Raw genomic sequence first — 17935 nt, forward strand, 5'->3', positions numbered from 1 at the left:
CAGCACAGGTGGAACGAAACAAGTCAGGATTACAGAGGTTTACCCAACGAGAGGTTAACTCAGGCCGCAGCCGCGCGTTGCGCGTTGACCCGGTCGAACCAAGCAGAGATGGCTTCGAGGTTCGGCTCCAGCTGCTCGGCCGCGCCGCCGGTGAACTCTTGAAACTTTTCCTTGTTCAAACCGTTCACGCCGACCAGCACGGGGATATCCAGTGTCAACGCTTCGGCGATCACCGGGCGAAAACCGCGCCCGTCAGCCTCATGCTTGCCGAACTTGTTGATGATCAGCAACTGCGGCGCATCCTCAAGCGAGTTGGTGACATACCCCACAGCCCGCTCCAACGCAGCCGGGTCCAGCCGACAACCGCGCGAATGCTCGCCCAGAGATTGCGAGATGCGGATGGTCTCGCCATCTGGCAGCACACGGACATCCATGTCGCATTTGCTGCTGTCGGCGCATTCGGTGTTAGTTTGAACCACGCCGACCAGACGGGCATCGTTGGCCAGAAGATGTTCGGCAACGGCGCTCAGCAGGCGGTCGGTCGCGCCGCGATCGGTGGTGGTAACATAGGCCAGATACATTGAAAGACCCTCATAGTCCTAAAGTGTGACTTTCCAGATAGCACGCATGACCCGGTCCGGCCACTCCTTGCGTTATGGCAGGGGCGAAAGGCCGATCACAGGCGCGTGCAGGTGAAGCAGAACCACAAATGCAGCCAAGGAAATCAGCGCGATCCCCAAGCCAGGCCAGGGTTGCGGCGCGCGCAGGGAAAACCGCGCCGTATTGCGGGACAGGCGCACCCATTCGATCCCCATATCGCGCGCCTTGCGCTGATCGATCAGCGCCATGCCCCACGCCGCAAAACCTGCAAAAAGACCAAATAAGATGACATGCGACAGGCTGCCATTCGCCAGAAGATGCGCCAAGGCCCACAGCATCATGGCAGCGAGAAGCGGGTGACGCGTGGTGCGCAGGATACCGGGGTTTTCGGGGTCGAACCGACGGTGACCCAGGCCGCCAAAAGAAAACGGATTTTGGATTGTCAAACCTGCTACCGCCAACCAGCATACCACAGGCATGGTCAACAGCGGCACCCAACGCAGGATGGGAAGCGGTGGAATTACTTCAACATAGGGCGCTTGCGCTGCGGCGACGATCAGCCAGCCCAAAACTAGCAGGGACAACGCGGAATAGGCCGTAAAATACCCCCTGCGTCCCATCACGTCGATCAACCGCCCGCGCACGACGGGTCGGGCGGGGATGGCGTGGGTCAGCAGAAAGGTGATCAGTGCGGCAAGGAAAAGAGCCCAACCCAGCATGGTATTCTCCGTCAATTTTGGCCCCTATTTAGGTCCGTGACGCGGCATGATCCTTGTCCGAAATCAAGTCGGGTGCGGCGCATGGGGTTTCCGCGCATGTTCTGGGCATATTGTTTCAACGCTTGCAACCCGACGATGAACAGGCAACCCTGCCTGCGGAGGACACCGATGCACCATTTCGATGAGATCTACACCATGGCTGCCAATCGCCACGGTGGGCCCGACGCGTTGCGGGCCAAGCTGAGCAAACCTAAAAGCATGGCTGAGTTGACCGCCCTGCCCGATGATCGCTGGCTGTCGATCATCACGAAATGCGTCTTTCAGGCCGGGTTCAACTGGAAGATTATCGAAAACAAATGGGATGGGTTTGAAACTGCCTTTGATGGTTTTGACGTCGGCCGCTGCGCCTTTATGGATGATGAGAAGTTCGACGCCCTGCTGCAAGACACCCGCATTGTCCGCAACGGCACCAAGATCGCCTCGGTCCGCGAAAATGCCGCGTTTCTGTTGGAACTGCGTCAGGAAGGTGGTGTGGGAAAGGTGCTGGGCGGCTGGCCCTCGACTGATTACGTCGGCTTGCTGGCGATGCTAGGCAAGCGCGGGTCGCGTCTGGGTGGGGCCTCGGCGCAATACGCCATGCGATTTGCCGGGCGCGACAGTTTCATCCTGTCGCGGGACGTCACCGCCCGATTGATTGCTGAAGGCGTGATCGACAAAGCGCCAAGCTCCAAGAAGGCGATGGCTGCCGTTCAAGACGCATTCAACACCTGGATGGACCAATCCGGGCGGTCGTTGACGGAAATCAGCCGGGTTTTGGCGATGAGCCTGTAAAACCGGTTGCAGTGCGGGTGCTTCACACTAGGCTCACTTCATGACCTGCCGCATTTTGATGATGGTTCTCCTTCTGCTTGCATCCTGCGGTCGCCCGCTGACCGAGCAGGAACGTGCTTTTGCCAGCGCTGTTCAGGGCGAGTCGCTGAATCTGGATCGGGTGCGCCTGGTCGAGGGGGCTCCGGTCGCGCCAATCACGTTTTACCGCAAGGAACGGCCCCGTCTGGCCTGCCGTGAACGCATATTGCCAGCCCCGACCGAAGGGGTCGTCACAGCAAAGCCCGCCGCCGTAGCCCTGTTCAACAAGGTCTATTTCACGCGTGAGTGGTATCTTGAGGACTATATGTCCGACTTCCCCGAGCAGATGAACCTAATCGCCGGAATGCTGCTGGCGCATGAGCTGACACATGTGTGGCAATGGCAGAACCGGAAAACCACAGGCTATCACCCTTTGCGTGCAGCGGCCGAGCATGGTGGCAACAAGGACCCCTATCTGTTTGATATCGAAACCTCGTCCGACTTCCTATCCTACGGGTTTGAACAACAAGGCGCGATTGTCGAGGAATATGTCTGCTGCCGGGCACTGGACCCTCAAGCCCCCCGCACCCAACGCTTGCACGACATGCTGGGCGCGCATTTCGACATTTCACCCCTGCCGAACCAACCGCGTGAGCGCGATATCGTCATCCCCTGGAGCGGTGCAAAGACCGAAGGCATTTGCCGCTAGACGTTACCCGCCTTGCAATGTTTCAAGATAGGCGATCAGATCCACGATCGGCTGGCTGGTCAGAATCGGCTGCCCCTCGGGTGTTTTCATCGAGGTATCCTGCCCGTCGAAATAAGGACCATAGACTGGCATCGGGCTGCCGTGGCTGACCAACGGATCGCGCCCGTCAATCCGCGCAACGACGCGCGCTGTTGGGAAAACACCGTCTTCTCCGGCCAGCTTGGTCAGATCAACCGGCTGAATGACCAATATCCCCGCCATCGGCCCATGCCCGGTCGCATCGATTCCGTGGCAGGTTGCACAATAGTGCTGATACAGCTCGGCCCCGGTATCCACGTCCTGCGCCGCGACCTGCGCAGCGGTCAAAAGCACTCCGAACGAAACGGCAGTCATTAGGGGTCTGGGCATCGCATCCTCCTGTCACGATTGACATATACAGGCTTGCCGGAGGACCGTCTTGGCGCAATGATCCAGATCAACGAAGCAGATGGGTACGGGCAATGACACAATATGCAGTTATCATGCTGGCCGCCGGGATTGGCGTTCCAATCCTTGCCGCTCTGAACGCGGCGCTTGGAAAGCTGATCGGATCACCGACCACCGCCGCCGTCATCTTGTTTGCCATCGCGTTCGCAGCATCCGCGCTGGTGATGGTTTTTTTTACCGGCACGGGCGCGCTGCCCAAAGTCACGCAGGCCCCGAAACACCTGCTATTGGCCGGTGTCCTGATCGCCTTTTACGTCCTATCCATCACCCATGTCGCACCGCATTTCGGTGTCGGTAATGCGGTGTTCTTCGTTTTACTCGGGCAACTGATCAGCACGGCAGCCATCGACCACTTCGGACTTTTCGGCGCGCAAGTCACGCCACTGACATGGATACGCGCAGGTGGGATCGCCGTGATGGCCGCGGGCGTTGCGATCACTCAACTGGCCTAAGTATACCGCCCTCCAACCGCAGCTTGCGGTCCATCCGCGCGGCAAGTTCCATGTTATGCGTGGCGATGAGTGCCGACAGCCCCTCGTCCCGCACCAGTGCCATCAGCGCGTCAAACACCTGATCCGAGGTTTCGGGGTCCAGATTGCCTGTCGGCTCATCCGCCAGCAACACGCGCGGCTTGTTGGCCAGCGCCCGGCAAAACGCGACCCGCTGTTGTTCTCCACCTGACAGCGCCGCCGGACGGTGATCAGCGCGCGGTGCCACGCCGACGCGTTCCAGCAACGACATCGCCCGCGCCTGTGCTGCCGTCTCGGACACCCCGTTGGCCAGTTGCGGCAAAGTGATATTCTCCAGCGCCGTGAATTCGGGCAGCAGATGGTGGAACTGATAGACGAACCCCACGTCCTGACGCCGCAAAGCGGTGCGGGTCCGGTCGCCCTTACCCTTGACATTCTGACCCGCAATCTCGACCGAGCCGTCATCCGGCGTGTCCAGCAAACCGGCAATGTGCAAAAGGGTCGACTTGCCCGCGCCGGATGGTGCAACCAGCGCCACCGCTTCGCCCGCGCGCAATTCCAGATCGGCCCCACGCAGCACCTGAACCTCGCCCGGTGTGCCCTTCAGATAGGTCTTGGTCAGACCGCTCAATCGCAATGTCACATCATTCATAGCGCAGCGCCTCAACCGGATTCAGCCGCGCCGCGCGGCGGGCGGGGAAATAGGTGACGAAAAAGGACAGGCCCAGCGACAAGCCGATTGCCTTCAACACGTCCGACAGGTGCAGTTCGGCGGGCAGGGCATAGATGCCGCGAATGGAAGGGTCCCAGACACCGCCACCCATGACGTAGTTCACGAACGAAAAGATCGGGTCGATATAAATCGCGAACAAGCAACCCAGAACAACACCCATCACGGTGCCTATGATGCCGGTGAATGCACCGCAGATGAAGAACACCCGCAGTACGGATCCCTCGCTCAGACCGATGGTGCGCAGGATGCCGATATCGCGCCCCTTGTTCTTCACCAGCATGATTAACCCCGAGACGATATTCATCGCCGCAATCAACACGAGGATCGACAGGATGATAAACATCACGTTGTCCTCGACCTCTAACGCGCGCAGGAACCCGCCCGAGGCGTCCTGCCAGGTCCAGATCTGACTTCGTTCGCCGGCGGCCTCAAGAATAGGGATCAGGATCGGTGTCAGTTCTTCAGGGCGGTCAACCATCACCTCGATCTCATCCGCAACGCCCTCGCGGTTGAAAAAGCCCTGCGCCTGTTCGAACGGCATATAAACGCGGGTGCGGTCGATATCATAGCGCCCGGCTGAGAAGACATAGACCACCCGATAGGCATTCACACGAGGTGAGGTACCAAAGGCCGTCTTCACCCCGTTAGGGGACGTCAGTTTGACCGTACCCCCCACAGTTGCCCCAATACTGCGCGCCACGCCCGAACCGATGGCGATAACGTCCTCTCCATTCTGGAATTCGGAAAGATCCCCCACCGCCTGTTCGCTTTCGGCGACGCCGGGCAGGTCCAGCAGGTCGTCAGGCTGAATGCCAAAGACCTCAACCCCGCTGCTGCGCTCGCGATTGGTAATCAGCACCTGCCCTTTGACCAAGGGCGCGGCGCGTTCAACGCCGGGCACCTGCGCAACGCGCTCAGCCACTCCGTCATAATCCGCGATGGTGCGGTCCAGGTTACCCTGCGCATCGAAATTACCCGCCGAGTAGACAGTGACATGCGCATTGGCCCCCAGAATGGTACCCACGAACTCGGATCGGAAGCCGGACCGAACGGCCAGCGTCGCGATCAGGGCAAACACCGCCAGTGTAATTCCGATCAGTGAAATCCAGGTCATCACGCTGACACCGCCCTCGGCACGGCGTGCGCGCAGGTATCGCCAGGCGATCTTCCATTCGAATGGGGCAAAGGGCGGGGGCGTCTTGGCCATGTCTGCTCCGGGGCTTTTTGGTTTGCGCGACCCTTTCGGCATTTGCCGGGATGGTCAAGGTGGTTATGCGCGTCCCGCCCGGTGATAGGCAATCCTGCGACTTTTGTTGACATGGCCCAATGCGAATCACTCTAAGTATCGGGAAGGCCGTTCTGGCGGAAGGAGATGGAAATGGCCCAAGTTATACCCTTGGTTGTGACCCCCTTCACAGACAACCCCCAATTGTTTCAGCTATGAAGTCAATAGGGCCGTTGCGTGAGTTACTGAACTCAAAATGCAACATTGATTAAGCAATATTCTTTCGCCTTTTGCTTATTTTTTAAAACTTTGTCACCCTAGATGTAAGGGGGATATCATTTTTAGAGCGGGGGTCGCTCATGTTTGTAAAGAGTAATAAGGAATTGTTGGACCCGATTTTGGTCCGAAACGCATCTTCAGAACTGGATTGTGAAACAGCAGCATTGTTGCGCGCAGTCATTCGCCCTGTTTTCGATACAGCGGCAAGCTGGGCAAGTTTGACCGATATCCTGAAAGACAAAGGATACCGATTGGCGTTCCGTCAGGGGCGGCTGTGCATTACGGATCGCACGACCGATCAACGGGTTTGTGGGATACGCTTTCTAGGGTTCGAATACAAAGATCTGGTCAGACGTCTGGGCCGTCCGATTGTCGTTGCACGCGGCAACAGTGCGGATGGTGAAATTCTGACGGAACGACCGGAACCGCAGTGAACCTAGAAAGACCGCCAGAACTGAGCCTTGCGACGTAACGTCTTTGTCAGGCTGTAAAGCGCGGCACGCGCGATAGCAGGCTGCGATAGCGATTTCAGCAAAATGGCGCCTGAAACCCGAACCGGCAAATGGCCTTGCTTGTACCACCCAAAGCGCTGCGCGTCCGAGTACCCGGACAGATCGCAGAACTGACTGTAGTTTTTCAGCCAACATGCGGCCATTTCGGCCCCGGCAGCGTCTGTGTCTGCTGATACTCCACCGATCCGAAACAGTGATATTGGGGCCTGCAACCGCTGGCCGGAATGGCCAGACAGGATCATTCGCAAAACCATGTCATAGTCCGCGGCGATACGGAATTGCAGGTCGTGACCGCCCAATTCCTGAAACAACGCCCGTTTCAGGACCATCGCATTGTGACCGAATGGTAAGCGCTGCAAGATGGATTTCGGGGTTAGCCGACGGGCATGACGGCGGTTGCCCTCATCATCGAAAAAGACGGTTTCACCATACACAAAATCGGGCTTATCGGGCTCGATAGCTTTTTGCACCCTCAACAGGCTGTCAGGGTCAGCAATCAGATCGTCCGAGTTAAGAAACAAGACATACTCGCCGCGACACCGATCAACCGCCTGGTTCATCGCGTCATACAGGCTTTTGTCTGCCTTACAGAAATACCGCACCGGAATGGGGTCGCCCGACTCCGAGAATTTCTGAATCGTGTCTTTCAGCAGGTCCTGCGTTCCGTCATCGGATTGGCCGTCCCAGATCACATGCTCGATGTCACGGAGCTTTTGCGACTGCACGCTGTCCAGGGCGGCGAGGACTTGCACCTCGCGCCCTGCTTCGATCAGGTTCCGCGTAACGGTGACGACCGAGATCAGCGGCCGATGATCCTGTTCAGGCGATTTGCTCATAGATTTCGGCAACTTTCGTGACGGCAGCTTCGGGGCTCAACTCCTCGCTTTCACCGGTACGGCGGCAGGTCAGCTCAACGACGCCGTTTTTCAGACCCCGCGGCCCGACGGTGATACGCCACGGCAACCCGATCAGGTCCATGGTGGCAAACTTGCCCCCTGCCCGTTCGTTGCGGTCATCATACAGCGGCTCAAGACCCAGTGCGGTCAGCGCGCCATAGAGTTTGTCGCAGGCGGCGTCAGCCTCATCATCACCCTGCTTGAGGTTTACGATACCGCAATGGAACGGTGTTACGCCCTCGGGCCAGATGATGCCCTTATCGTCATGGCTGGCTTCGATGATCGCACCGATCAGACGACTGACACCGATGCCATGGCTGCCCATATGGACCGGCGTTGGTTTGCCATCGGGGCCCTGAACGGTAGCGCCCATCGCCTCGGAATACTTGGTACCGAAATAGAAAATCTGCCCCACTTCGATCCCGCGCGCCACACGGCGGCGATCTTCGGGCACCTGATTGAACAGCGCCTCGTCATGGGTTTCGTCAGTGCGGGCGTATTTCGAGGTAAACTCTTCCAGAATGGCCTGACACTGCTCTCGGCTGTCATAGTCGATCTGACGGTCGCCAAACGTCAAGTCAGTGACGGCGCTGTCATAGAACACCTCGGATTCACCGGTTTCGGCCAGCACGAGGAATTCATGGGTGTTGTCTCCGCCGATCGGGCCGCTGTCCGCACGCATCGGGATCGCCTGCAGGCCCATGCGTTCATAGGTGCGCAGATAGGTAACCAGATGACGGTTATAGGCGTGCAGCGCGTCTTCCTTGGTCAGGTCGAAATTATACCCGTCCTTCATGTAGAACTCGCGCCCCCGCATCACGCCAAAGCGCGGGCGGATCTCGTCACGGAACTTCCACTGGATTTGGTACAACGTCAGCGGCAGGTCCTTGTAGCTGCTGACGTGGCCGCGGAAGATATCGGTGACCAGCTCTTCGGCCGTGGGCGTGAACAGCATATCCCGGTCATGCCGGTCCTTCATACGCAGCATTTCCTGACCGTAGTCATCATAGCGCCCGGATTCACGCCACAGGTCTGCCGATTGGATAATCGGCATCTGGATCGCGATATGGCCTGCGCGCGCCTGCTCTTCATGGATGATGTTTTCCAACTTACGCAGAACTTTGAAACCCAGCGGCAGCCAGGAATAAATCCCGGCCGATGCTTGCTTGATCATCCCGGCGCGCAGCATCAGCCGGTGGCTGACGATCTGGGCCTCGGACGGGTTTTCCTTGAGAACGGGCAGAAAGTAACGGCTGAGGCGCATTGTATGACCTTCACGGGTGAGAATTCGACTTCAAAGGTCCTTATTCCAAAGCCCCGCCGGGGGCAATCGGCCATTGGTTATTTTGCGACCTCGGGACGGTCGGAATTTTGATTGACCCGCCAGCCAAGGTTTTCAATGGTGGCTAAAATGCAAACCCATGAGGCGCCGATGCAAACCATTCAGGAACCCGCCCGTCAAATTCCCGTCGTTCACAAAACCGACGTTCTAGTCGTGGGCTCCGGCCCCGCGGGGCTGGCCGCTGCCTTGGCGGCAGCGCGCGCAGGGGCCGAAGTGTCTCTGGTCGACCGCTTTGGCTGCATGGGTGGCAATATCACCGCCGTGGGAGTCGAAGGATTTGCCTGGTACCGCCATGAGCAAACCGTCGAAGCAGGCGGCATTGGTCTGGAATTTGAAACCCGCGCCCGGGACATGGGGGCAGCGGTGCCAGAGAGCCAGTCGCTCAGCTATGAGTTGGACAGCGAAGGGTTCAAACTGGTTGCTGACAAGCTGGTCGAAGAGGCCGGGGTGCATCCGATGTTGCACCGTCAATTCGTTGCCCCAATCATGGATGGTGACCGGATCACCGGCGTCATCACCGAATCCAAAGCCGGACGTGAGGCGATTTTGGCCAAGGTAGTGATCGACGCCACCGGGGACGCGGATGTAGCCCATCGCGCAGGCGCGCCCACCTACAAGACCGCGCGCGAGGATATGATGGCCGCTTCGGTCATGTTCCATCTGGCAGGCGTCGACAAGCGCGCCTTCATGGAGGGCGTCAAGGCCGACCCGCAGACCTATAAGGACTGGGGCGGCGGTGGCGAGTGGAACATTGAAACCAGTGGTAAAGAGGACGACATGTTCTCACCCTTCGTCAAGAAACCGTTCCAGCAAGCCATCGAACAGGGTCTGATCCCACCGCATCTGAACACCATCGCCGGCACTTGGGGCGCGGTCCACGATACGGGTGAGCTGACTTATATGAACCTGATCCATATGGACGGGATAGACGGCACTGATCCCGACAGCCTGACCCGTGGCGAGATCGAGGGCCGTCGTCAATCGATGCTGGCCATCGAGGCGCTGCGCCGTTTCATGCCCGGCTGCGAAAACGCGCGTCTGCGGAATTTCGGCATGACCATCGGCATTCGCGACACCCGCAAGATCGATGCGATCTACAATATGACCGAGGACGACGCCCGGCATCAGGGTCGGTTCGAGGATACGATCGGCATCTATCCCGAATTCATCGACGGCTATGGCATCCTGATCCTGCCGACCACGGGCCGGTATATGCATGTGCCCTACCGTTCAATGCTGCCGAAAGGCGTTAAGGGTCTGCTGGTTGCAGGCCGGTCGCACGGGGCGGACAAGGTGGCCCATGCCGCCACCCGCAATATGTCCTGCTGTGCGGTCATGGGTCAGGGTGCCGGGATTGCAGCCGCCCTGTCTCTGAAAAGCAATCAGGACTTGCATGGGCTGAACCTAGCCCCGGTTCATGCTGAACTTGACCGCCAAGGCGTCAGGGTTCACTGATGGGTCGCATTCCCACTATAGACATCGCCCCGCTGTTTAATGCGTCCCATGCGGATTATGAGCAGACCGTTCAGCAGGTCATCAGCGCCTGCACTGATATCGGTTTTTTGTCGATCACCGGAACCGACATACCCACTGACACGGTTCAAAACATGCGCGCCTGTGTGCAGGCCATCTTTGACGTTGAAGAAGGTGCCAAGTGGGATCAGGCCATCACCCGCGACAATTATCGCGGGTTCATCCCGCTGGGGTTCTTCACCCCAAATGACGGGTCTGGCAAGGCGGACAAATACGAAGGCTACAAGTTGCACTATGAGGTCGCCAGCGATGCGCCGATCCGCAACGATTGTGCCTTGTACGGCCCGAATGTCTGGCCGTCGCAGGTGCCAGACGCTCGCGGAATGATCCTTGACTACTGGTCCCAACTCGACCGCGTTGCAGATGCCTTGCTGGGTGCATTGGAAACAGGACTGGGCCTGCCCGCGCGCCAATTGCGGGACGCTTTCCGCGATCCCATGACCAACATGACTCTGCTGCACTATCCGCCTCAAGCCCCCGATGAGGGCGGCTATGGCATTCATCCCCACAAGGACACCGATGCCCTGACTATCATCGCCCCTGATCCCGTCGGCGGACTCGAGGTGCAAACCATGGACGATAGTTGGATCAGCCCTGATTGCCCGCCGGGAGGATTTGTCGTCAATATCGGAGACATGCTGGAACTATGGTCCGGCGGGAGGCTGAAATCTACGCCGCATCGGGTGGTGAATCGCTCGGGACAGGAACGTTACTCGTTTCCTTATTTTGCCGTGCCCCGCCATGACGTGGTGGTTACACCTCTGGTCGACCCCCTGCCCGGCTTTGATCGGCCCGCGGTACATTGCGGCCATTGGTCTGCGGAAATCTGGCGCACCAACTGGCCGGACGAGGCCGCCCATGACGCCACGCCTGAACTGGGAACGCTTAGCGATTAGCGCCCGGGAAATGTACGGGCGATGAAGCGCTTGCATCATGGGGCTGCATGCGCCAAGAACACTGGCAAGAGCCGAAAACAAGGGGACAGCCATGGCTTTGCCGGTGAAGGATCAGCTCAGGTACTGGGGCATAGCCGCTGTAGTTTTTGTGCTTCTATTGTGGGCACTTGGCGACGTTCTTTTGCCCTTTGTGATTGGCGGAGCAATCGCTTACTTCCTTGATCCAATTGCAGACCGGCTGGAAAACTTGGGGCTGTCGCGAATGGCCGCAACTGGGATCATCACCATTGTCGGCGTTCTAGGATTTGTGCTGATGATACTGATGGTTGTACCAGCACTGATCACTCAGTTGATTGACCTTGTCGAAGTGCTGCCCAGCCTGTTCAAAGAGCTGCGCGGCTTCATCGAAAAACAATTCCCATCCCTGCTGGATCGCGAATCCAGTTCGCATCAGGCGCTGGTCTCAATCGGTGAGACGTTGCAATCCAAGACCGGCGATGTGCTGCAATCGGTCGTTTCATCGCTTGGCTCAGCCATAAACGTGGTGGTTCTGCTGGTGATTGCCCCGGTTGTGGCCGTTTATCTGCTGATGGACTGGGATCGCATGATGGCCCGCATCGGAGAGCTGCTGCCCCGTGACCATGCCCCGACGATCAAGCGGCTGGCGGGTGAGATTGACGATGTTCTTGCCTCATTCGTCCGCGGCATGGGAACCGTCTGTCTAATCCTGGGCACTTATTACGCGGTTGCGCTGATGATCGTTGGTCTGCAATTCGGCCTGATCGTGGGCTTCATCGCAGGGCTCGTGACCTTCATCCCCTATCTGGGTGCGCTGATTGGCGGCACGTTGGCTATCGGCCTTGCGCTGTTTCAGTTCTGGGGCGATTGGCTTCATATCGGCCTGGTGGCAGGCATCTTCGCGCTGGGACAGGTGACCGAGGGCAATTTCCTGACGCCCAAGCTGGTTGGCAGCTCGGTCGGGTTGCACCCTGTCTGGCTGTTGCTGGCCCTGTCCGTCTTTGGCGCGCTGTTCGGCTTTGTGGGTATGCTGGTTGCTGTTCCGGTTGCCGCAGCGCTGGGCGTGGTCGCCCGGTTCCTGACCTCAATCTATCTGGACAGCCGCCTGTATACCGGCCTCGACGGGTTGAAGCAGGAAGACGAATAAATGGCCCAACAACTCAGCTTTGATCTACCGGCCAAAACCGCACTGGGCCGCGAAGATTTTTTTGTCTCGCCCGCCAATGCGCTGGCTGTTGCGATGATCTCGGCGACGTCGTGGCCCGGCAACAAGCTGGTCCTCAGCGGCCCTGCCGGGTCTGGCAAAACGCATCTGGCCCATGTCTGGGCTGCCGAAACCGGCGGGCGGATCATTCAGGCCCGCGATGTGCGGTACGAAGACGTGCCCGCCTTGGCCAGCACTCCGATAGCGGTCGAAGATATTCCGATGGTCGCAGGCGACCTCGATCAGCAGAAAACCCTGTTTCACCTGCACAATCTGGTGCTGGCAGAAGGCCATGCGTTGTTGATGACCGGGCGGTTGGCGCCAAAGCTGTGGGAACTGCCACTGCCCGATCTGCAAAGCCGGATCGAAGGGGCGCATCACGTGGCGCTGGACCCACCGGACGATGCCCTTTTGGGGGCCGTTCTGGCCAAGCTGTTTGTCGACCGCCAACTGAATCCCGGACCAGACGTGATTGCCTATCTCGTCAAGCACATGGATCGGCGGTTCAAGACCGCAGCCGAGGTCGTAGCCCGGTTGGATCATCTGGCCTTGTCGGAAAAGCGGGAAATCACCCGCGCTCTTGCGATCCGGGTGCTAAACGCGGACATGACAGATGTCGCATCCGACAATTGACCCGCACACTGCGATTTCGCATTCTGCCACCCGAATATCTGGAAAAGACATGGATCAGATCGCAGAAGCCAAAATCCCGGACTGGGGATCGTTCGGCAAGCCCTTGTTCGACAACCCCGAGGCCCGCGCCCTGTCGCGGGTGGGCGTGGTCGATGTTGGATCGAACTCGGTCCGGATGGTAATCTTTGACGGGGCCGCGCGATCCCCGGCTTATTTCTACAATGAAAAGATAATGTGCGAGCTGGGTGCGGGCCTGTCGGAATCCGGGTGCCTTAACCCGCGCGGGCGCAAGCGTGCGCTGTCCGCTTTGCGCCGGTTTCAGCAATTGGCCAATGATCTGGACCTACCGGGCCTGCATGTCGTGGCAACCGCTGCAGTGCGCGAAGCCAAGGATGGACCGGATTTTTGCAATCAGGTTCATTCGGAAACCGGTTTGACCGTTCAGGTCATAGACGGCGGCGAAGAGGCGCGCTTGTCCGCGCAGGGTGTGTTGCTGGGCTGGCCCGGGGCTTATGGCCTGATCTGCGACATTGGCGGTTCATCCATGGAACTGGCCGAGATTGGCGACGGTCAAGTCGGGCGCCGTCTGACCTCGGCCCTGGGGCCATTGAAACTACGCGATATCAAGGGCGGGCGGCGCGCGCGCAAGGCCCATATCAAGGCCACCATGGAAGAACTGCGGGATCAGCTGGGACCGCAGCGGGATCGCCTGTTTCTGGTGGGCGGCAGCTGGCGCGCCTTTGCACGTCTGGACATGCTGCGCCGGGGTTATCCACTGAACGTGCTGCATGAATACCGCATGACCACAAAGCAGGTCCGTGAGACCATAAAGTTCATCGAAAAAGGTGATCCGGATCAGCTGCGCAGTCAGGCGGGCGTGTCTAGTTCCCGCATGGCGCTAATCCCCTATGCGATGGACGTTCTGGCGCGGCTGATCCGCACCTTCAAACCCAAGGACATCGCGATCTCAAGCTATGGCATCCGCGAGGGGCTGCTGTACGAGCAAATGCCGCAAATCCTGCGCGACCGTGACCCGCTGATCGAAGCCAGCTACTTCTCCGAAGCCAAAGATGCCCGTCTGCCCGGATTTGGCAAACACCTTTTTGATTTCGTCATGCCGTTGTTCAAATCCGCTCCGGAGGCACGCGTGCGCCTGATCAAGGCAGCCTGCCTGCTGCATGACGTCAGCTGGCGCGCTCATCCTGATTACCGGGCCGAGATCTGTTTCGACAATGTCACCCGCGCCAATCTTGGCGGGCTGAAACATTCAGAACGGGTTTTTATCGGCCTTGCGCTGCAACACCGATATCGCAACAAGCGCGAGGGCAACCGGTTCGAGCCACTTTATAAACTGCTGGACGAGAAAGATCAGAAACAGGCTGAAATTCTGGGCAAGGCCATGCGCTTTGGCGCCATGCTGTGGATGCACCACGATGTCAAAATGGGCACGCTGCGATTCTATCCCAAAAAGCGTCAGCTTGAACTGCGGCTGCCCAAAGCCGCAGAGCCATTGTTCAGTGAGGTGGCCGAAGCGCGCCTGAATTCCTTGGCGAATGCCCTAAAGTCAGAGGTTCACGTCACTATCCGAGGTTAGATTTCCGTCGCTCCGTCGGCTTCTTCTTCGATTTGCTCGGGCTCTTCTGGTTGATCCTCAGGCTTTTTGCGGATGATGATATCCCCATTGGGCAATATCTCAGGTGCTTCATAGGCGCTCCAGTCCTCGATCTCACCCGCCAGTTCGGCCAGGGCTGGGCCCATCTCTTCAAAGAATGACTGCATTGCTGGGCCAAATTGGCTGACCAGCCCCTGCAAGTCTTCCAGCGCGGGTTCCATTTCCTTGCGCAAACCTTCAAAGAACAGCTCGGCCCCCTGCTCCATCAAGGATTTGCCGGTATCTTCCTCGGCATGTGCGGGCAAGGCCAGCGCGACCGATAACGCGCAGATCGCAATGAGATGTTTCATGTCAAAGAATATAAGCAGAGCCTTCCGTCGATAAAAGGTCACAACGCGATATCCAGAGTAACGGGGAAGTGGTCGGACGCGGTCAACAAGGCCTGATGCAAGTCCTCTGACGCACGAAGGCCTGCGTCTTTGAAAGGGTGCCAGATACGCCACGCCGGACGTTTGGCGCGCAGGTTTTCACTGACCATGATGTAGTCCAGCAGCGCCTCAAGATACCGCCCACCCTCGCGGGCAAACCGGGCGGTTGACGGCTCTGCGTCCGTCCCCGCAGCATGCGGGTCAAACAATCCGGTCTGCAGCAGTATTTCGACCGAGGATCGGCCAAACAGGTGTTCAAACTCATCCAGCCCCGGCCCATCGTTCAAATCGCCCAGCAGGATGACCTGTTCCTCGGCCTCGACATGCGCTTTGACACGCCGAGACAACCACACGGCCTGCGCCAGTTGCTTGCGGCGATTCGCGATCGAGATGCGGATCGCCTCATCCCGCGATCCCGCCCCGTGCGGGGCCTTGGATTTCAGATGCGCCCCGATCAGGCGAAGCTGCGCGCCGGATCGGATCTGCACCGCCAGTTCCATCGGGGGTTTGGAAAAACGCACAAGATCCTCGGTCGCATCGATATCGAGGTCGATATGGAACACGTCGTCGAACCTGGGGGCCGCATCGTTGCCCGCAACCGGGTCGTGCCGCGCTTGCAGCACATTCGGATCGTAAAGCAGCGCCAGCTCTTGATGGGTATCGTTGGGAAACCCCATCACCGCGTGTGAGGTGCGCAGATCAAACGCCTCGGCAAAATTCTGCAAAGCACGGATGGTGTCCTGCGATTTCCCAGAATTGGGGGCTTCGACAATCAAAACTGCATCCGCGTCAATTGCCGTCAGAACCTTGGCGATGGCCTCGACCTGCTGCGCTTTGGTGACGTTGTGACGACCGGACCAGCGATCATTGACGACCAAATTATCATTGCGGTCAAACAGGTTGGCGAACCATTCTATATTGTAGGTCGCCAACCGCATTCGCCTACGCCTGTGCGCCGTTGATCTCGTCCCAGGCGCGATTGATGTCGATCATCTTTTTCTCGGCCAGACGGATGGCTTCCTCGGGCACGCCGCGGGCCATCATCGCGTCGGGATGGGTATCACGAACAAGTTGCCGCCAGATCTTGCGGATTTCAGGCAGCGGCATGTCGTGCGGCACTCCCAACACGGTATAAGGGTCATTGGGTGCGTCAGGCACAAACCGCGCGCGCAAGGCCATGAACTGCGCGTCGGTCTGACCGAAAATGCGGCTGACCTGTTCCAGAAATTCGTTCTCGTTTGGGTGATAGAACCCGTCGGCCATGGCGATGTGAAACAGCCCCTCCATCAGGTCGCACAGCGTGGTGCTGTCATCGGCAAACATGCGGGCAATCTTGCGGGCATAGTCCTGATAACCGGCAACGTCCGTCCGGGCCATGTCGAAAACACGTGCGGCACCGGCCTCATCATCGCGGGCAATCTGGAAGACATCGCGAAAGGCGGTGACCTCATCCCGCGTCACCTGCCCGTCAGCCTTTGCCATCTTCGCACCCAGCGCGATCACGGCAATTGCAAACGCAACCGAGCGTTCCGGCGGCGTGCGCAGTTTTTCAAATACGTCCGTAAGGCTTTCACCCTGGGCAAGCGCACTTAGCGCATCGGATATGCGGGTCCAGATCGACATGGGCGCACCCTAGCGTCCGAAATCGCGACTGTCAGGTACGACAGGTGGGTCAGAGGAAATAATTTTCTGCATCAGCACAAGATCCAACCGTTTGCCCCATTTGAATCCAACCTCTGGCATGTGCCCCACTTGCTTAAACCCCAGCGCCGCGTGGAATGCGACCGCCCCAGGATTCGCCGAGGATATCCCGGACACCAGCACATGCACACCTTCCACCCGGGCGGCGGTCTCAAGCGCCGCCATCAATGCCCTCCCAACCCCTTGCCCCCGCGCATCAGGGGCCAATTGGATCGTGAGCTCGCGGCACTGCGTGTAACCTGGCCCGGAGCGGTATGGGCCGTAGGTGGCAAAACCCACAACTTGCTTGCCTTTTCCCGCAACCCAATAGCCGTCCCCACGAGAAACGATATCCTTGGCGATGCTTTCGACGCTGCGCTCATCCGTGGTGAAGGTCACAAGCGTATCGCGGATGATCGTGTTGGTGATTTCCGCGATTGAGGCGGCGTCCGCGACCTTTGCGCGCCGTATTTTCATTCCAGCACGCGGGGGCCATGCGGGGTTTCGAACTCGGCCCGCAAGGCGGCCGGACCGGCATCGAACACCACGGTTTCCAGATTACCCAGCAACCGCGCCAGATCCACAGCGTCAGGATGAAAAACCACCAAACGTCTCAGGCGGCATCCACTGCCTTGCAACATACGCGCCGGGTGTAGATCGCCGTGCCATTGAATGAGCGCAGGAAACAGATTGTCGAATGGCAGCCGCCCGTTGGGCGGGACCGCCATTTGCCACCTCAGCGCGCCTCGGGTCAGGTCAATTGGTTGGCCTACGCCATCTGGGAATATGGACAGTGCGGCCTGGATATCTGAGACCCGGCATATCCAGTTTGTTAAGCGCGGCTGGCCAGAAAATCGATCCAGATCGAACCACCGTGTGCGCTTTAGTTTTGGTGCCTGCGGATCAATCGCGATGGCCTCGAGATAAAGCTCATCCCGCAAACCCAGTAACCGGTTGTGCGTGCCGAAAGCATCATGTTTACCACCCGCCTGCAGTGGCACTCCCAATGCCTGTTCGATATGGGCCGAGGCTTCTTCCAATGTCTCGCCCGCAACGGCCAAATGATCCAGTAACACGTGCGCTGCCTCCAACAAAAAACGACCAGATCCTG

The 17935-nt window shown here is 58.7% G+C and carries 21 protein-coding genes; 9 read left to right on the forward strand and 12 right to left on the reverse strand.

Features of this window, described 5'->3' with window-relative positions; translation table 11 throughout:
- Nucleotides 1-59: 59 nt before the first annotated feature.
- Nucleotides 60-581, reverse strand: a complete 522-nt coding sequence (locus GOX21_RS09555; RefSeq protein ID WP_170374471.1) for a DUF2478 domain-containing protein — start codon at nucleotides 579-581, stop codon at nucleotides 60-62.
- 72 nt (nucleotides 582-653) lie between these two features.
- Nucleotides 654-1319, reverse strand: a complete 666-nt coding sequence (locus GOX21_RS09560) for an NnrU family protein (RefSeq protein ID WP_170374468.1) — start codon at nucleotides 1317-1319, stop codon at nucleotides 654-656.
- A 168-nt stretch (nucleotides 1320-1487) separates the two neighbouring features.
- Here GOX21_RS09560 and GOX21_RS09565 point away from each other — a divergent pair, with 168 nt between their 5' ends.
- Both GOX21_RS09565 and GOX21_RS09570 read left to right on the forward strand, forming a co-directional pair.
- Nucleotides 1488-2150 (forward strand): DNA-3-methyladenine glycosylase I, encoded by a 663-nt coding sequence (locus GOX21_RS09565; RefSeq protein WP_170374465.1) that lies wholly within the window; start codon nucleotides 1488-1490, stop codon nucleotides 2148-2150.
- Nucleotides 2151-2190: 40 nt separating this feature from the next.
- Nucleotides 2191-2877, forward strand: coding sequence for a hypothetical protein (locus GOX21_RS09570; protein WP_170348002.1), 687 nt, complete (start codon nucleotides 2191-2193; stop codon nucleotides 2875-2877).
- 3 nt (nucleotides 2878-2880) lie between these two features.
- Here GOX21_RS09570 and GOX21_RS09575 read toward each other — a convergent pair whose 3' ends face one another.
- Nucleotides 2881-3285 (reverse strand): c-type cytochrome, encoded by a 405-nt coding sequence (locus GOX21_RS09575; RefSeq protein ID WP_170374463.1) that lies wholly within the window; start codon nucleotides 3283-3285, stop codon nucleotides 2881-2883.
- A 92-nt stretch (nucleotides 3286-3377) separates the two neighbouring features.
- On the opposite strand from GOX21_RS09575, the gene GOX21_RS09580 reads away from it, so the two are divergent.
- Nucleotides 3378-3815, forward strand: coding sequence for a DMT family transporter (locus GOX21_RS09580; RefSeq protein ID WP_170374460.1), 438 nt, complete (start codon nucleotides 3378-3380; stop codon nucleotides 3813-3815).
- Here GOX21_RS09580 and GOX21_RS09585 read toward each other — a convergent pair.
- Together GOX21_RS09585 and GOX21_RS09590 are read right to left on the reverse strand one after the other, a co-directional pair.
- Nucleotides 3799-4485: an ABC transporter ATP-binding protein gene (locus tag GOX21_RS09585; RefSeq protein WP_170374457.1), complete on the reverse strand. Its 687-nt coding sequence runs from the start codon at nucleotides 4483-4485 to the stop codon at nucleotides 3799-3801. The two genes, GOX21_RS09580 and GOX21_RS09585, sit on opposite strands and share 17 nt — an antisense overlap.
- Nucleotides 4478-5773: a lipoprotein-releasing ABC transporter permease subunit gene (locus GOX21_RS09590; RefSeq protein WP_170374454.1), complete on the reverse strand. Its 1296-nt coding sequence runs from the start codon at nucleotides 5771-5773 to the stop codon at nucleotides 4478-4480. Before GOX21_RS09590 ends, GOX21_RS09585 begins: the two co-directional genes overlap by 8 nt.
- Nucleotides 5774-6150: 377 nt before the next feature.
- Between GOX21_RS09590 and GOX21_RS09595 the strand changes: the two genes are divergently transcribed.
- On the forward strand, nucleotides 6151-6504 hold the full coding sequence (locus tag GOX21_RS09595; protein WP_170347997.1) for a hypothetical protein: 354 nt from the start codon (nucleotides 6151-6153) through the stop codon (nucleotides 6502-6504).
- 2 nt (nucleotides 6505-6506) lie between these two features.
- Here the strand turns inward: GOX21_RS09595 and GOX21_RS09600 are convergent, their stop codons facing one another.
- Entirely contained in the window at nucleotides 6507-7418 is a 912-nt protein-coding gene (locus tag GOX21_RS09600; protein ID WP_170374451.1) for a glycosyltransferase family 2 protein, read from the reverse strand.
- The gene (proS, locus tag GOX21_RS09605; RefSeq protein WP_170374449.1) at nucleotides 7402-8742 is read right to left on the reverse strand and encodes a proline--tRNA ligase; all 1341 of its coding nucleotides are present in this window, start codon (nucleotides 8740-8742) and stop codon (nucleotides 7402-7404) included. Before proS ends, GOX21_RS09600 begins: the two co-directional genes overlap by 17 nt.
- 168 nt (nucleotides 8743-8910) lie before the next feature.
- On the opposite strand from proS, the gene GOX21_RS09610 reads away from it, so the two are divergent.
- The 5 genes from GOX21_RS09610 to GOX21_RS09630 all read left to right on the forward strand — a co-directional run bounded on the left by GOX21_RS09610 (nucleotide 8911) and on the right by GOX21_RS09630 (nucleotide 14698).
- Nucleotides 8911-10275 (forward strand): FAD-dependent oxidoreductase, encoded by a 1365-nt coding sequence (locus tag GOX21_RS09610; RefSeq protein WP_170376077.1) that lies wholly within the window; start codon nucleotides 8911-8913, stop codon nucleotides 10273-10275.
- Nucleotides 10275-11249: an isopenicillin N synthase family dioxygenase gene (locus GOX21_RS09615; protein ID WP_170374446.1), complete on the forward strand. Its 975-nt coding sequence runs from the start codon at nucleotides 10275-10277 to the stop codon at nucleotides 11247-11249. Before GOX21_RS09610 ends, GOX21_RS09615 begins: the two co-directional genes overlap by 1 nt.
- A 91-nt stretch (nucleotides 11250-11340) precedes the next feature.
- Entirely contained in the window at nucleotides 11341-12414 is a 1074-nt protein-coding gene (locus GOX21_RS09620; RefSeq protein WP_170374443.1) for an AI-2E family transporter, read from the forward strand.
- Nucleotides 12415-13104 (forward strand): HdaA/DnaA family protein, encoded by a 690-nt coding sequence (locus GOX21_RS09625; RefSeq protein ID WP_170374440.1) that lies wholly within the window; start codon nucleotides 12415-12417, stop codon nucleotides 13102-13104. It begins immediately after the preceding gene.
- 49 nt (nucleotides 13105-13153) lie between these two features.
- Nucleotides 13154-14698, forward strand: coding sequence for a Ppx/GppA family phosphatase (locus tag GOX21_RS09630; RefSeq protein WP_170374437.1), 1545 nt, complete (start codon nucleotides 13154-13156; stop codon nucleotides 14696-14698).
- Here GOX21_RS09630 and GOX21_RS09635 read toward each other — a convergent pair.
- Genes GOX21_RS09635 through GOX21_RS09655 form a run of 5 tightly spaced genes read right to left on the reverse strand, consistent with a single transcriptional unit; the run spans nucleotide 14695 to nucleotide 17900 of the window.
- Complete coding sequence (locus GOX21_RS09635) at nucleotides 14695-15066, reverse strand: hypothetical protein (protein ID WP_170374435.1); 372 nt, start codon at nucleotides 15064-15066, stop codon at nucleotides 14695-14697. The two genes, GOX21_RS09630 and GOX21_RS09635, sit on opposite strands and share 4 nt — an antisense overlap.
- A 38-nt stretch (nucleotides 15067-15104) precedes the next feature.
- Nucleotides 15105-16082: an endonuclease/exonuclease/phosphatase family protein gene (locus GOX21_RS09640; RefSeq protein ID WP_170374434.1), complete on the reverse strand. Its 978-nt coding sequence runs from the start codon at nucleotides 16080-16082 to the stop codon at nucleotides 15105-15107.
- A 4-nt stretch (nucleotides 16083-16086) separates the two neighbouring features.
- Nucleotides 16087-16767, reverse strand: coding sequence for a molecular chaperone DjiA (locus GOX21_RS09645; RefSeq protein ID WP_170347988.1), 681 nt, complete (start codon nucleotides 16765-16767; stop codon nucleotides 16087-16089).
- A 9-nt stretch (nucleotides 16768-16776) separates the two neighbouring features.
- Nucleotides 16777-17301 carry a GNAT family N-acetyltransferase gene (locus GOX21_RS09650; protein WP_170374433.1) on the reverse strand — a complete coding sequence of 175 codons (525 nt, stop codon included), beginning with the start codon at nucleotides 17299-17301 and terminating at the stop codon, nucleotides 16777-16779.
- On the reverse strand, nucleotides 17298-17900 hold the full coding sequence (locus GOX21_RS09655) for a VOC family protein (protein ID WP_170374431.1): 603 nt from the start codon (nucleotides 17898-17900) through the stop codon (nucleotides 17298-17300). The genes GOX21_RS09650 and GOX21_RS09655 overlap by 4 nt, the downstream gene beginning before the upstream one ends.
- Between the last annotated feature and the right edge of the window lie 35 nt (nucleotides 17901-17935).

The sequence above is a fragment of the Ruegeria atlantica genome (genome assembly GCF_013032005.1).
Taxonomy (GTDB): Bacteria; Pseudomonadota; Alphaproteobacteria; order Rhodobacterales; family Rhodobacteraceae; genus Ruegeria; species Ruegeria atlantica_A.

Coding starts and splice junctions, on each gene's coding strand:
- GOX21_RS09555 (WP_170374471.1), bottom strand. CDS start 581: ATGTATCTGGCCTATGTTACCACCACCGATCGCGGCGCGACCGACCGC.
- GOX21_RS09560 (WP_170374468.1), bottom strand. CDS start 1,319: ATGCTGGGTTGGGCTCTTTTCCTTGCCGCACTGATCACCTTTCTGCTG.
- GOX21_RS09565 (WP_170374465.1), top strand. CDS start 1,488: ATGCACCATTTCGATGAGATCTACACCATGGCTGCCAATCGCCACGGT.
- GOX21_RS09570 (WP_170348002.1), top strand. CDS start 2,191: ATGACCTGCCGCATTTTGATGATGGTTCTCCTTCTGCTTGCATCCTGC.
- GOX21_RS09575 (WP_170374463.1), bottom strand. CDS start 3,285: ATGCCCAGACCCCTAATGACTGCCGTTTCGTTCGGAGTGCTTTTGACC.
- GOX21_RS09580 (WP_170374460.1), top strand. CDS start 3,378: ATGACACAATATGCAGTTATCATGCTGGCCGCCGGGATTGGCGTTCCA.
- GOX21_RS09585 (WP_170374457.1), bottom strand. CDS start 4,485: ATGAATGATGTGACATTGCGATTGAGCGGTCTGACCAAGACCTATCTG.
- GOX21_RS09590 (WP_170374454.1), bottom strand. CDS start 5,773: ATGGCCAAGACGCCCCCGCCCTTTGCCCCATTCGAATGGAAGATCGCC.
- GOX21_RS09595 (WP_170347997.1), top strand. CDS start 6,151: ATGTTTGTAAAGAGTAATAAGGAATTGTTGGACCCGATTTTGGTCCGA.
- GOX21_RS09600 (WP_170374451.1), bottom strand. CDS start 7,418: ATGAGCAAATCGCCTGAACAGGATCATCGGCCGCTGATCTCGGTCGTC.
- proS (WP_170374449.1), bottom strand. CDS start 8,742: ATGCGCCTCAGCCGTTACTTTCTGCCCGTTCTCAAGGAAAACCCGTCC.
- GOX21_RS09610 (WP_170376077.1), top strand. CDS start 8,911: ATGCAAACCATTCAGGAACCCGCCCGTCAAATTCCCGTCGTTCACAAA.
- GOX21_RS09615 (WP_170374446.1), top strand. CDS start 10,275: ATGGGTCGCATTCCCACTATAGACATCGCCCCGCTGTTTAATGCGTCC.
- GOX21_RS09620 (WP_170374443.1), top strand. CDS start 11,341: ATGGCTTTGCCGGTGAAGGATCAGCTCAGGTACTGGGGCATAGCCGCT.
- GOX21_RS09625 (WP_170374440.1), top strand. CDS start 12,415: ATGGCCCAACAACTCAGCTTTGATCTACCGGCCAAAACCGCACTGGGC.
- GOX21_RS09630 (WP_170374437.1), top strand. CDS start 13,154: ATGGATCAGATCGCAGAAGCCAAAATCCCGGACTGGGGATCGTTCGGC.
- GOX21_RS09635 (WP_170374435.1), bottom strand. CDS start 15,066: ATGAAACATCTCATTGCGATCTGCGCGTTATCGGTCGCGCTGGCCTTG.
- GOX21_RS09640 (WP_170374434.1), bottom strand. CDS start 16,082: ATGCGGTTGGCGACCTACAATATAGAATGGTTCGCCAACCTGTTTGAC.
- GOX21_RS09645 (WP_170347988.1), bottom strand. CDS start 16,767: ATGTCGATCTGGACCCGCATATCCGATGCGCTAAGTGCGCTTGCCCAG.
- GOX21_RS09650 (WP_170374433.1), bottom strand. CDS start 17,301: ATGAAAATACGGCGCGCAAAGGTCGCGGACGCCGCCTCAATCGCGGAA.